Source organism: Nocardia pneumoniae NBRC 100136 (assembly GCF_000308755.1).
Classification (GTDB): Bacteria; Actinomycetota; Actinomycetes; order Mycobacteriales; family Mycobacteriaceae; genus Nocardia; species Nocardia pneumoniae.
Window position 1 is genome coordinate 76,859 of sequence record NZ_BAGF01000032.1, and the last position, 12,606, is coordinate 89,464.

Annotated in this window: 11 protein-coding genes, 1 tRNA gene and 1 pseudogene; 9 read left to right on the top strand and 4 right to left on the bottom strand. The window is 67.1% G+C overall.

The genetic code is table 11. From position 1 onward, the window contains the following. The first annotated feature begins 35 nt into the window (after positions 1 to 35). Both pyk and ON34_RS09800 read left to right on the top strand, forming a co-directional pair. Entirely contained in the window at positions 36 to 1,454 is a 1,419-nt protein-coding gene (gene pyk / locus ON34_RS09795; protein ID WP_174372021.1) for a pyruvate kinase, read from the top strand. 95 nt (positions 1,455 to 1,549) lie between these two features. Beyond that, positions 1,550 to 2,368, top strand: coding sequence for an acyl-CoA thioesterase (locus ON34_RS09800; protein WP_245547961.1), 819 nt, complete (start codon positions 1,550 to 1,552; stop codon positions 2,366 to 2,368). Between the two features lie 9 nt (positions 2,369 to 2,377). Here ON34_RS09800 and ON34_RS09805 read toward each other — a convergent pair whose 3' ends face one another. The 4 genes from ON34_RS09805 to ON34_RS09820 all read right to left on the bottom strand — a co-directional run bounded on the left by ON34_RS09805 (position 2,378) and on the right by ON34_RS09820 (position 5,187). Then, on the bottom strand, positions 2,378 to 2,803 hold the full coding sequence (locus ON34_RS09805) for a hypothetical protein (protein ID WP_040777211.1): 426 nt from the start codon (positions 2,801 to 2,803) through the stop codon (positions 2,378 to 2,380). 154 nt (positions 2,804 to 2,957) lie between these two features. Continuing rightward, positions 2,958 to 3,578: an arsenate reductase/protein-tyrosine-phosphatase family protein gene (locus ON34_RS09810; protein ID WP_040777214.1), complete on the bottom strand. Its 621-nt coding sequence runs from the start codon at positions 3,576 to 3,578 to the stop codon at positions 2,958 to 2,960. A 245-nt stretch (positions 3,579 to 3,823) separates the two neighbouring features. Continuing rightward, the gene (locus tag ON34_RS09815; protein WP_040777217.1) at positions 3,824 to 4,336 is read right to left on the bottom strand and encodes a monooxygenase family protein; all 513 of its coding nucleotides are present in this window, start codon (positions 4,334 to 4,336) and stop codon (positions 3,824 to 3,826) included. Between the two features lie 767 nt (positions 4,337 to 5,103). After that, positions 5,104 to 5,187: transfer RNA gene (locus ON34_RS09820), tRNA-Leu, on the bottom strand. A gap of 222 nt (positions 5,188 to 5,409) precedes the next feature. Here ON34_RS09820 and ON34_RS09825 point away from each other — a divergent pair. The 7 genes and pseudogenes from ON34_RS09825 to ON34_RS09850 form a co-directional block, all read left to right on the top strand. Beyond that, positions 5,410 to 6,027 carry an ANTAR domain-containing response regulator gene (locus ON34_RS09825; protein ID WP_040777220.1) on the top strand — a complete coding sequence of 206 codons (618 nt, stop codon included), beginning with the start codon at positions 5,410 to 5,412 and terminating at the stop codon, positions 6,025 to 6,027. Positions 6,028 to 6,217: 190 nt separating this feature from the next. Beyond that, entirely contained in the window at positions 6,218 to 7,459 is a 1,242-nt protein-coding gene (locus ON34_RS09830) for a branched-chain amino acid ABC transporter substrate-binding protein (RefSeq protein WP_373291898.1), read from the top strand. 94 nt (positions 7,460 to 7,553) lie between these two features. Beyond that, the gene (locus ON34_RS09835) at positions 7,554 to 8,591 is read left to right on the top strand and encodes a branched-chain amino acid ABC transporter permease (protein WP_040777223.1); all 1,038 of its coding nucleotides are present in this window, start codon (positions 7,554 to 7,556) and stop codon (positions 8,589 to 8,591) included. Next, positions 8,588 to 10,006, top strand: coding sequence for a branched-chain amino acid ABC transporter permease (locus tag ON34_RS09840; RefSeq protein WP_040777226.1), 1,419 nt, complete (start codon positions 8,588 to 8,590; stop codon positions 10,004 to 10,006). The genes ON34_RS09835 and ON34_RS09840 overlap by 4 nt, the downstream gene beginning before the upstream one ends. Further along, positions 10,003 to 10,956, top strand: a pseudogene (locus ON34_RS37475) (ABC transporter ATP-binding protein); the annotation flags it as partial. The gene ON34_RS09840 and the pseudogene ON34_RS37475, both read left to right, overlap by 4 nt. 246 nt (positions 10,957 to 11,202) lie before the next feature. Next, positions 11,203 to 11,898 carry an ABC transporter ATP-binding protein gene (locus ON34_RS37480; RefSeq protein ID WP_245547962.1) on the top strand — a complete coding sequence of 232 codons (696 nt, stop codon included), beginning with the start codon at positions 11,203 to 11,205 and terminating at the stop codon, positions 11,896 to 11,898. A 136-nt stretch (positions 11,899 to 12,034) separates the two neighbouring features. After that, a partial coding sequence (locus tag ON34_RS09850; RefSeq protein WP_157172244.1) for a DUF4062 domain-containing protein occupies positions 12,035 to 12,606 on the top strand: 572 nt, incomplete at its 3' end.

The window sequence follows — 12,606 nt, forward strand, 5'->3', positions numbered from 1 at the left end:
GGGACCTCCGCACCCACCGGGACTAGGCTCTAGTCGTGATGCGACGGACGAAGATTGTGTGCACGCTCGGCCCGGCCACTGCCACCGAGGACCGTATCCGCGAACTCGTCGAGAGCGGTATGGACGTAGCGCGGCTGAACTTCAGCCACGGCGAGCACGCCGACCATGCCGAGAACTACAAGAAGGTGCGTCAGGCCTCCGACCACCTCGGCCGAGCCGTCGGCATTCTCGCCGACCTCCAGGGTCCCAAGATCCGCCTGGGCCGCTTCCTGGAGGGCAGGACCGTCTGGGCGACGGGCGAAGAGGTCCGCATCACCGTCGACGACATCGACGGGACCCACGACCGGGTGTCCACCACCTACAAGGAATTGGCCAAAGACGCCAAGCCCGGCGACCGCCTGCTGGTCGACGACGGCAAGGTGGGTCTGGTCGTCACCCGCGTCGACGGCAACGACGTGGTCTGCCGGGTCACCGAGGGCGGCCCGGTCTCCAACAACAAGGGCGTCTCGCTGCCGGGTATGGACGTGTCGGTGCCCGCGCTGTCGGAGAAGGACATCGAGGACCTGGAGTTCGCGCTGAAGCTCGGCGTCGACTTCATCGCGCTGTCGTTCGTGCGGTCCCCGTCCGATGTGGAGCTGGTGCACGACGTGATGGATCGCGTCGGCCGCCGGGTGCCGGTGATCGGCAAACTGGAGAAGCCGGAGGCGATCGACAACCTGGAGGCCGTGGTCCTCGCCTTCGACGCGGTGATGGTCGCCCGCGGCGATCTCGGCGTCGAGCTGCCGCTGGAGCAGGTGCCGATCGTGCAGAAGCGCGCCATCCAGATGGCCAGGGAGAACGCCAAGCCGGTCATCGTCGCCACGCAGATGCTCGAGTCGATGATCGACAACTCCCGCCCGACCCGCGCCGAGGCCTCCGATGTGGCCAACGCGGTGCTCGACGGCGCCGACGCGGTGATGCTCTCGGGTGAGACCTCGGTGGGCAAATACCCGATCGAGACGGTGCGCACGATGGCGCGCATCGTGCACGCGGTGGAGACCGAGTCCACCCGTGTCCCCCCGCTGACGCACGTGCCCCGGACCAAGCGCGGTGTGATCTCTTACGCCGCCCGGGACATCGGCGAGCGGCTGAATGCCAAGGCGCTGGTGGCTTTCACCCAGTCGGGTGACACGGTGCGCCGCCTGGCCAGGTTGCACACCCCGCTGCCGCTGCTGGCGTTCACGCCGCTGCCGGAGGTGCGCAGCCAGCTGGCCCTGACCTGGGGCACGGAAACCTTCATCGTGCCGACCGTGGACAGCACCGACGCGATGATCCACCAGGTGGATGTAGCACTCCTGTCGATGGACCGATACCAGAAGGGAGATCTGGTGGTCATCGTGGCGGGATCGCCCCCCGGCACCGTAGGCTCCACCAATCTGATCCACGTGCACCGCATCGGCGAGGAGGACCATTAGTGAGTGCTTCCCTAGGCAGCCCCGTCATTGTCGAGGAGGCGCCCGCACGGCGCTCCGACTTGGACGTGCTGCTCGGCCTGCTCGATCTGGAACAGATGGACGAGGACGTGTTCGTCGGCCAGCACCCGGAGAAGGTGTGGAGCCGTACCTTCGGCGGCCAGCTCGTCTCGCAGGCCATCATCGCGGCGGGCCGGACGGTCGGTGACCGTCCTGTGCACGCCGTGAACGCGCATTTCGTGCGCGGCGGGGATGTGAAGAAGCCGATCGAGTACCGGGTGGACCGCCATCGTGACGGCCGCGCGTTCGCCAACCGCACGGTCACCGCCACCCAGGACGGCCAGGAGCTGTTCGTGATGCTCGCCGCGTTCCAGGATTGGGGCAAGGGGCTCGAGCACGCACACGCCCAGCCGGAGGTGCCCGATCCGGAGACGCTGCCGCGCGTGGAGGAGAGCTTCGAAGGCTTGGAGGACAAGCTGGAGATGTTCGTCAACGCGCCGCATCCGATCGATATGCGCTACACCAACGACCCGGCTTGGATTCTCAAAGGCACGGGGGAGCGGCTCAACCACAACCGGGTGTGGATGCGCGCGGACGGCAGGCTGCCCGACGACCCGCTGATCCACGTGGCGATGCTGGGCTATTCGTCCGACACCACGGTGCTGGACTCGATCATCACCACCCACGGGCTGTCCTGGGGCCTGGACCGGATCGTTGCCGCGACGGTCAACCATTCGATCTGGTTCCACCGCCCGTTCCGTTTCGACGAGTGGGCGCTGTATGCCACCGAGTCGCCGGTGGCGGCGGGCTCCCGCGGCCTGGCGACCGGACGGTTCTACTCCCGCAGCGGAGACCTGCTGGCCACGACGGTGCAGGAAGGGCTCATCCGCCACTTCCCCTCGCGCCAGCGCGGGTAGGCGGACCCGCTACAGCAGTTCGCGGTCGCGATCGATGTCGAGATCGACGTCGGTGCGTTGCGAGGCGCGGATCGAGACCGGGATCTCCCGTCCCGGCTCGGTTCGCGCGAGTCCGGAGATGCCGCGTAGCAGTTGCCGTTCCAACGTGGCCACATCGTCGTCGGTCAGCTCGTCCGGCGCCCCGACGAGGCTGAGCGCGATTTCGTAGGTGCGGCGGTTTCCCGGCGCGCCGTCGAGCGCTTCGGCGCCGCGGTGGCTCGCGAGGGCCGCATGGGCGGGGTCGTCGGTATCGACCGGCAAGGTGAAGCGCCAGGCGAACACGTCGCGGTCGGTGAGATAGTCGTCCACCACCTCGCGCACGGCCTCGACGACGCGCTCCAGAGCTTCCGGTGTCACATAAACATGGAGCGAAACATCCGAAATTCGCTTCGGCATGTCTGATTCCTGTCCTGTGTCGACGCAGCAACGGCGGAGAGTGTTGTCCGCGGGAGTGTAAACCGTCCGGACCCGGAATGGACATAGCCGACTCGTGACCGGCGGGTTGGCCGCGTATTCGACGCTGTGCGAGCCGGTTCCGTGTGCTGCCGTGTTATCGCGTGCGCTGGGCGGCGAGGAAGGTCGCCAGCGGCGCGCGTGCCGCGCCGGGGCGGATCACCAGTCCGGTGCGCTCATCGTGCTGCGGGCGGGGCTGCTCGTGCGGGGCGAGCGCCAGCAGCAGCGGCACGAGCGCCTCGGCGATGCGGTCGCCGACCTCGCAGAACGCCTGGGCGGACAGCCCGACCGGGTCGGCGATGTTCTCCCGCCCGACCAGCGAGAGGTCGTTGCGCGCGGCATGCAGTTCGGCGACCGTGCTGGCACCGGTGACGTGGGCGACGCGGTGGGCTTCCAGCAGCGTAAAGGTGCGCGGACGGGCGCCGAAGGCCATTTCGATCGCCTGGTCGCGGATCTGCTCGGTCATCGCGAGGACCAAGTCGGCCCGGTCGATCATCTCCGGTTTCAGGCGACGGGCCCGGAAGTTGCTCGGGTCGGCGCCGAGCCCCTCGATGGTCTGCGCGGCGAGCGGTTCGACCGGAAATCCCACCAGGGCACGGGTTCCCGCGCTTTCGGTGGTGAGGTGGGGCAGAGCGTGTTCGGCCGCCAAGGCGCGGGTGAGCCGCTCGGCGATCACCGAACGGCAAACGTTGCCGTTGCAGACGAACAGGACGTGCATAGGAACACGATAATCCGCGCGGAGGTTACCAGAACGCCCCGATTCGGTAGCCCCAGGTGTGGGAACAACATATTCATCTGTTCGTAGCGCGCCGTACACGAAGTTCGCCGTTTTTCCGCCCTGGCCTGCGACCTGCGTCACTTCCGTGGGTGGTGCGGTTCGATTCTCCGCACCGGGTGTACCCCGTGGCGGGCGCAGCGAAACGCTGCATTGTGATTGCTTCGTGATAGGACCGATTGCGCAGACTACTCGGATTCTCCGTCGTAGTAAGTGGATTCGCGCACCACGGGCTCCAGCTTGGCGGGTGTGTCCTCGACGCGTCCGCGGGTGGTGAACCTGCGCCCGCGGGAGGGGACGACGGGCGCGAACCGCGCGAGCCCGGTGGCGGGGTCCATGTCGTCGTACATGGCGTCGATGCCGCCGCGCGCGAAGTATGCCTCGTGCCAGAAGCCGGTGCCGCCCGAGTCGCGCAGGAATTTCTGCCACCAGTCGCGGTGCGGCGCGGTGCGGGTCCATGCTTCGAGGCTGTCGAGGTCGCGCCAGTATTGGCGCGCGCCCCAGTGCGGCGGGAACAGCGACCAGACGACGTCTTCGTGCAGCAGCAGCCCGTCCGGCCGATCCCGATGGGAGCGATACAGTTTCGGCCCGAGTCCGAGTAGCCGCAGCATTCCCCTCGGTCGCCGCACCCGCATGCCGAGATAGATGACCACCAGATCCGGATACCCGGACAAGTCCACGGTGGTCCTGTTCACCCGCATCACACACCTCCGCTGCCCCCTACACCCCTGCTGCCCTATGCGAACCACGATCCGGCGACCGAAACGGTTCGATGAAGGAGAAATGTCGGCCCCGCGACTTGGTTCAGTCTCCACCACTCACGTCGCCCGCCTCCATACCACGAACCAACGGAAACGCATCCCCAGCGCGAAATCTATGAACGCAACTCGCGACCGCCCGTAACATTCGCCGACCGCGACATGGAACGGTCACCCCACTTCGATGCCCCGCCCGACTAGCCGACTCACCGGACGCGATACCCCGCCGTGTCGACGATGCGCGATCGAAGCCCTGGGTTGCACGGCTGCCTTCCGATGAGCGCTCTCCACCGCCAAAGGTAGCTCTCAGTCGTCGCTAACCCTTGCCAACCGAAACCCCGGAACGCGCCAACGACCAAGACGAGACGCTTGCCGCCGAACGCAACCACTCGCATGGGGGTTCGGGGGCGCAGCTCCGCCGAGTGGGGCCTGGGGGTTGCACCCCCAGAAAATACGACGAGCTCCCCACCGGCGAGCGCCCTCCGCGAGCAGGGCTCCCCCTGGGAACGGTCGCTGATCCCTGCCGACCGAAAACCCGGATCGCACCTACGACCAAGACGAGACGCTTGCCGCCGAACGCAACCACCCGCGTGGGGGGTTCGGGGGGCGCAGCCCCGCCGAGTGGGGCCTGGGGGTTGCACCCCCAGAAAATACGACGAGCTCCCCACCGGCGAGCGCCCTCCGCGAGCAGGGCTCCCCCTGGGAGCGAGTGCCGAGTGTGGGACTCGAACCCACACGTCCTTTCGGACAACGGTTTTTGAGACCGTCGCGTCTGCCAGTTCCGCCAACTCGGCGCACCGGGTGGAAACTATAGCGGGTGGAGTGCCGGGGAAGCGAATGGGATGGCCTCGGGGGTGCGACGGCGCGGTTTGCGCAGGGTATATGCGTTCTATGCCGAAGTGAAAGGTACTCTTTACATCACTCGGCAGCCTGATGGGCGGCGGTGGTCGTCCGTGCGATCGCGGCCTATTTTCGGCGTGTCGGGTACAGGGCATCGGAACCAGAGGGGTCTACCTATGAGCACAGCAGCTGGGGGCGCCGGCACCAAACGGGACGCCGGGGCGAAGCGGGTCGTCGTCGCCGAGGACGAGGCGCTCATTCGCATGGATCTGGTCGAGATGCTGACCGAAGAGGGCTATCAGGTGGTCGGTGAGGCGGGCGACGGCCAGCAGGCGGTCGATCTCGCGGTGGAGCACCGGCCGGATCTGGTCATCATGGATGTGAAGATGCCGCGCCGGGACGGGATCGACGCGGCGGCGGAGATCGCGTCGAAACGTGTTGCGCCGGTGGTTATTCTGACCGCGTTCAGCCAGCGTGATCTGGTGGAGCGGGCGCGCGACGCGGGTGCGATGGCCTACCTGGTGAAGCCGTTCACCAAATCGGATCTGGTGCCGGCTATCGAATTGGCGGCCAGCCGCTTCCATGAGATCACCGCGCTGGAGAGCGAGGTGGCGAATCTGGCCGATCGGCTGGAGACGCGGAAGCTGGTCGAGCGCGCCAAGGGCGTGCTGATGCAGACTCAGGGCCTTTCCGAGCCGCAGGCCTTCAAGTGGATTCAGCGCACGGCAATGGATCGGCGCACCACCATGAAGGCGGTCGCGGAAGTCGTGTTGGAGAACCTGACGCCGAAGTGACATCGGGGCGCGCGCCGCGGGAAAATTTACGCAGTCGAAACGTGGTCGTGAACAAGAATTCGACACAATGTCGCGCGCATGATCCGAATGTGATGCGGAACTAACGTACCGACGCTATGTTCTGACCGGGCTGACGTGGTCGGCCTCCTCGGCAAGCCCGGGGGAGCACAGAACTTAGATGAGGTGAATCGTGCTTAGTTCGACATGGCGCAGTCGATCGACGCGGGGTGTTCTGGCCGTCGGCGCTGCCGCCGCGCTGGTGCTGACCGGTTGTAGCGACAAATCCACCAGCAGCGGTTCGGATTCCTCGGGCACCAATGGCGCGGGTGGCTTGTCCATCCAGCCGGTTTTGCAGGTCGACCAGCAGGGCAAGGAGGTGCCGAAGGCGGATGCCGCCGCCGCGGCCGATCCCGCGGGCGACGGCAAGGCGACCTGCGCGCCGGGTACGTCCATCGCGATGGCGGGCGCGCTGACCGGTCCGGACGCCGCGCTCGGCATCAATATCGTCAACGGCGTCAAGCTCGCCCTCGACCAGCACAACAAGGCCAACCCCGGGTGCAAGATCGAGCTGAAGCAGTTCGACACCGAGGGCGACCCGCAGAAGGCCACCCAGGTGATCCCGCAGATCGTCAACGACAGGTCGATCATCGGCCTGGTCGGACCGGCGTTCTCCGGTGAGACGAAGGCGACGGGCAAGATCCTCAGCGACGCGGGCCTGGTCTCGGTGACCTCCTCGGCGACCAACGCGACGCTGACCCAGAACGGCTGGACCACCTTCTTCCGCGGCCTCGCCAATGACGACGTGCAGGGCCCGTCGGTGGCGAAGTACCTGGTCAACACCGCGGGCTACAAGAAGGTCTGCGTCATCCAGGACAACACCGACTACGGCACCGGCTTGGCGAAGTCGATCACCGAGGGCTTGGGCGCCGCGGCCGACCCGGCCTGCGCCGCCAGCATCAAGAAGGGCGACAAGGACTTCTCCGCGACGGTCACCAAGGTGGCGGGCGCGAATCCGGACGCCATCTTCTACTCCGGCTACTACTCCGAGGCCGCGCCGCTGGCCCAGCAGTTGAAGTCCGGTGGCGTGAAGGCGGTCTTCGTGTCCGCCGACGGCACCAACGACCCGCAGTTCGTCGCGCAGGCGGGCAGCGCGGCCAAGGGTGCGAAGCTGTCGTGCCCGTGCGGTCCGGCGCCGGAGAAGTTCGCCAAGGCCTACGAGGCGCTCAACGGTCAGGCGCCCGGTGTCTATTCGGTCGAGGCGTACGACCTGACCACCATCTTGGCCAAGGGCATCGACGGCGGTAAGGTGACCCGCCCGGATCTGCTCGAGTTTGTGCGGACGTACGACGGTGCCGGCCTCGCGCGTCAGTACAAGTGGAATCCGAATGGTGAGCTGTCGAACGCGCTGATCTGGGTGTACGAGGTCAAGTAGCTCTGGGACTCGGACGTACGGCACGTACCGGGGTTCGCGCGAACTCCGGTACGTGCCGTTGTTCGGCGGGCGAATGGATGAGGGCAAGAAATAAATGAAATCAACGGCATTGGCCGGTGGGGCACAACTCCTCGGCGGCTCGATCGACTTCAACTATGAGGGGTTGATCGATAGTTTCTGGCGACTGACCGTCGACGGAGTGACCTATGGCGCCATCTATGCCTTGGTCGCCGTGGGCTATACGTTGGTCTACGGCGTATTGCGCCTGATCAATTTCGCCCATTCGGAAATTTTCATGCTCGGCTTGTTCGGGCAATTGATCGGGTTGATGATCTTCGGATTCGTCGCGAGTCCCGATGTCTACACCCAGGGCGTCGTGCTCACCGTCGTCTATCTGGGGTTGGCGATGGTCGTGGGCATGGTCGTATCCGGCGGCGCGGCCGTCGGATTGGAGCGGGTGGCCTATCGGCCGCTGCGTAAGCGGGGCGCCAAACCGCTGGCCTTCCTGATCACCGCGATCGGTATGTCGTTCGTGCTGCAGGAACTGGTGCACTTCGTGCTGCCGAAGATCCGCCCCGACCTGGGCGGCACCAACGCGCAGCAGGCGATCCGGCTCGTCGAGCCCACCGTGCAGTTCAGTTTCGGCGGCGCGGACGTCACCAACATCATGCTGCTCATCGTGGTCGCCGCGGTGGTACTGGCGATCGTCACCGAGCTGCTGATCAACCAGACCAAGTTCGGCCGCGGCATCCGGGCCGTGGCCCAGGACCCCGACACCGCGACGCTGATGGGTGTGTCGCGGGAACGGGTCATCATGCTGACCTTCCTCATCGGCGGTGTGCTCGCGGGCGCGGCGGCGATGCTGTACACGCTCAAGATCCCGAACGGGATCATCTACTCCGGCGGATTCATCCTCGGCATCAAGGCGTTCAGCGCCGCGGTGCTCGGCGGCATCGGCAATCTGCGCGGCGCGCTGCTCGGCGGCCTGCTGCTCGGCGTGGTGGAGCAGTACGGCCAGATCCTGTTCGGCACCGAATGGCGCGACGTGGTCGCGTTCGTGGTGCTGGTCCTGGTGCTGATGGTTCGCCCGACCGGCATCCTCGGCGAGAGTCTCGGAAGGGCGCGCGCATGATCGACACGACCAAGACGGCGCCCGCGCCGGACACCGACCGGCGCGGCCTCGGCGACGCGATCCGCACCTGGTGGGAGGGGCTGAGCAGGCCCGCGCAGTGGGGTGTCGGCGTCCCGATTCTCCTGCTGCTCGCGCTGCTGCCGCTGTTCCCTCCGCCGCTGCTGAACACTCCTTCCTACAACTTCGGCCTGGTGATGGCGCAGGTGGCGATGTACGCGCTGCTGGCGATCGGCCTGAACGTGGTGGTCGGGCAGGCGGGCCTGCTCGACCTCGGCTACGTCGGTTTCTACGCGGTCGGCGCGTACACCGTCGGCCTGCTCACCAGCCCCAACAGCCCGTGGAACCAGACCGACGGCGGCTGGCTGGATCCGAAGTGGGCGTGGCTGGCCTGCCTGCCGCTGGCGGTGGCCGTGACCGCCGTCTCGGGTCTGATCCTCGGTTCGCCGACACTGCGCCTGCGCGGTGACTACCTGGCGATCGTCACGCTCGGCTTCGGTGAGATCGTCCGGCTGCTCGCGGAGAACCTCACCGAGCTCACCAACGGCAGCCTCGGTTTGTCGGGTGTGGCCTATCCGCACGTCGGCGAGTCGGAGAGCAGGCCGGAGGGCGTGTTCTCCGGCGGCAACAGCGGCGACCCGGACGCCGTGAACCTCCTCGACCGCGCCAGCTACGGCACCTACTGGTACTGGTTCGGCATGGCCCTGGTGGTGATCGTGCTGCTGGTGGTCGGCAATCTGGAGCGCAGCCGGGTCGGCCGCGCCTGGGTGGCCATCCGCGAGGACGAGGACGCGGCCGAGATCATGGGCGTGCCGACGTTCAAGTTCAAGCTGTGGGCGTTCATGATCGGCGCCGCGGTGGGCGGCATGTCCGGCGCGATCTACGCCGGGCAGGTGCAGTTCATCAACCCGACCGGGTTCAACATCATCAACTCGATGCTGTTCCTGTGCGCGGTGGTCATCGGCGGGCAGGGCAACAAGCTCGGCGTGATCTTCGGCGCGTTCGTCATCGCCTATCTGCCCGCGCGACTGCAGTCGGTGAACCTGGTGAGCAACGAGTCGACCGGGTACGTCCTGCTGGCGATCGACGTCGCGGTGTTCGTCGCGCTGATCGTCGTGTGGCGGCTGTGGGCCGGTCGGCTGGGCGTGTGGCCGCGCCGCGGGGTGATCACGGGCATGGTGGCCAGCGGTGTGCTGGCGCTGCTGCTGCTCGGCAGCGTGTTGCTGTTCCGCAAGGGCGGCGCGCAATCGCTGGGTGACCTCAAGTATCTGTATTTCGGTATCGCGTTGGTGGTGATGATGATTCTGCGTCCGCAGGGTCTGTTCCCGGTGCGGCAGAAGCTGCTCACCTACGGCAGGCAGGTGTATCAGGCCGTGCGCAGACCGGCCGTGCGCGAGCCGATCGGAGTGGGACGATGACCGGGCCCGGCGCGGGCGACGCGCTGTTCGACAACGAGGACATCGCGGCGGGCTATGCGGCCCCGCCGGAGGTCGAGAGCGCGGGCACGGTGGACGTGACCGCGGTGATCCCGGATCTCGCCGACTCCGAAACGGTCGCGGAAGTCGTCGCGCCCCATCGGGTCATCGAGACCGCGGTGGGCGAACCGCTGTTGCGCACCGACGGTCTGACGGTGAAGTTCGGTGGTCTCACCGCCCTGGACGAGGTGAGTTTCGAGATCCGCCGCGGCGAGATCCTCGGCCTCATCGGTCCCAACGGCGCGGGCAAGACCACCTGCTTCAACGCGATCACCGGTGTCTACCAACCCGCCTCGGGACTGGTGTACTTCGACGGCAAGCCGCTGACGAAGACCAAGCGCAACGCGATCACCCGCCTCGGCATCGCGCGCACGTTCCAGAACGTGCGGCTCTTCGGTGAGATGACCGCGCTGGAGAACGTGGTCGTCGGCACGGACGCGCGGCACAAGACCTCGGTCCCCGGCGCGATTCTCCGGACGCCGCGGCACCGGCGCGAGGAACGCGACGCCATCGAACGCGGCATGGCGTTGCTGGAGTTCGTCGGCATCGCGCCGCGAGCGGTGGAGAAGGCGCGCAACCTCTCCTACGGCGACCAGCGCCGCCTGGAGATCGCCCGCGCGCTGGCCACCGAGCCGAAGCTGCTGTGCCTGGACGAGCCAGCGGCCGGGTTCAACCCGAGCGAGAAGTCCGCGCTCATGGACCTGATCCGGAAGATCCGCGACGACGGGTTCACGGTGCTGCTGATCGAGCACGACATGCGGTTGGTCATGGGCGTGACCGACCGGATCGTGGTGCTGGAGTTCGGCCGCAAGATCGCCGACGGACTGCCCGCCGACATTCGGGAGAACCCGGCCGTGATCGCGGCGTATCTCGGCGTGCCCGATACCGAGGTGGGGGAATCCAGTTCTGCCGCAGGCGAGTCCGGCACTTCGGCGGACGAATCCGGCGCTGGGGCAGGTGAATCCGGCGCTGGGCCAGGCGAATCTCGTAGTCCCGCAGGAGAGAGCGGTGTGCCCGGTGACGATACGCGGTCCGGCCCGGAGAAGGCGCCGCCGGGGAAGCCGACGGCCGCGCAGCCGTCCGCGCAGCCCGGGGGGTCCGGCAAGCCCTCCGGCGCACCGCTGCTCGAAGTCGAGGACATGGTCGTCAACTACGGCAGAATCCAAGCGCTGCACGGTATCTCGCTGACCGTCGCGGAGGGCGAGCTGGTCACGCTGCTGGGCGCCAACGGCGCGGGCAAGACGACGACCATGCGCGCCATGTCCGGGCTGTTGCCGCTGACCCGCGGGCGAATCCTGTTCGAAGGCCGCGACATCACCCAGATGAAGGCACACGAACGGGTTGCCAACGGCCTGATCCAGGCGCCGGAAGGCCGGGGCGTGTTCCCCGGCATGACGGTGCAGGAAAACCTGGACATGGGGTGCTACGGACGGGGATTCAAACAGAAGGCCGAGTACGACCGGACGCTGGAGTGGGTTTTCGAACTGTTCCCACGGCTGCTGGAGCGGCGCAAACAGGTCGGCGGCACGCTCTCCGGCGGTGAGCAGCAGATGCTGGCCATCGCCCGCGCGCTGATGGCCCGGCCGCGGCTGCTGCTGCTCGACGAGCCGTCGATGGGCTTGGCCCCCATGGTGATCCAGCAGATCTTCCGGATCATCAGCGAGATCAACCAGCAGGGCACCACCGTGCTGCTGGTCGAACAGAACGCCCAGCAAGCGCTGGCCCGCAGCCACCGCGCCTACATCATGGAGACCGGCGAGGTCACCAAGACCGGCCACGGCGGCGAACTGCTCACCGATCCCGCGGTGAAATCGGCGTATCTGGGTGTGGGCTAGGCGCTGCCTCGAGCCTTCGACCTGCGCGCCCATCGGGCGTCGTCACACGCTGCGGTCTGTGCCTCCGGTTCGCCGGAGGCGCAGACCGTATTCGTTTCTCCACACCGCCCGCACGTCCCGGAGTTACCGTTGACGAGTGACAGAGGTCGGACGGCCGTGGCGGGTCTTCCTGAGCCACACCGGGGATCTCCGATCCAAGCCGAGCGGGCGTTCCTGGATCACTGCCGCCGAGGAAGCGGTGAAACGGTTCCGGCATGCGCCGATCGATATGAAGTACTTCACCGCCGACGACCGGCCACCCGCCAAGGTCTGCGCGGAGTTGGTCGGCCTCGCTGACCTGTATGTCGGGATCATCGGCCACAGCTACGGCTCGCCGGTGCGCGACGATCCGACCCTCTCCTACACCGAGCTGGAATTCGAGACCGCCACCGCGACGGGCAAACGCAGGCTGGTGTTCTTCGTCGCGGATGACACCTCCGAGGTGGCCGATACCCGTCAGCTCGCCTTTCGAGCTCGGCTGCGCGACTCGGGGCTGACCATTGCCCACGTCCCCGATCCAGGCGGACTGGATGCGTCGCTGACCCAGGCGATCGCCCAGCTGATGCTCGACGACGCACTGCACACTCCCGCCGCGGTGTCGACTCCACCGCGTCGTCCGCGCCAACTGCCCGCCCTCACCGCGGGTTTCGTCGATCGTGCCGAGGACGG

Excerpts from the sequence above, each read along its gene's own strand:
- ON34_RS09800 (WP_245547961.1), top strand. The coding sequence starts at position 1,550 with ATGGACGAGGACGTGTTCGTCGGCCAGCACCCGGAGAAGGTGTGGAGC.
- ON34_RS09805 (WP_040777211.1), bottom strand. The coding sequence starts at position 2,803 with ATGCCGAAGCGAATTTCGGATGTTTCGCTCCATGTTTATGTGACACCG.
- ON34_RS09810 (WP_040777214.1), bottom strand. The coding sequence starts at position 3,578 with ATGCACGTCCTGTTCGTCTGCAACGGCAACGTTTGCCGTTCGGTGATC.
- ON34_RS09815 (WP_040777217.1), bottom strand. The coding sequence starts at position 4,336 with ATGCGGGTGAACAGGACCACCGTGGACTTGTCCGGGTATCCGGATCTG.
- ON34_RS09825 (WP_040777220.1), top strand. The coding sequence starts at position 5,410 with ATGAGCACAGCAGCTGGGGGCGCCGGCACCAAACGGGACGCCGGGGCG.
- ON34_RS09835 (WP_040777223.1), top strand. The coding sequence starts at position 7,554 with ATGAAATCAACGGCATTGGCCGGTGGGGCACAACTCCTCGGCGGCTCG.
- ON34_RS09840 (WP_040777226.1), top strand. The coding sequence starts at position 8,588 with ATGATCGACACGACCAAGACGGCGCCCGCGCCGGACACCGACCGGCGC.
- ON34_RS37480 (WP_245547962.1), top strand. The coding sequence starts at position 11,203 with ATGGTCGTCAACTACGGCAGAATCCAAGCGCTGCACGGTATCTCGCTG.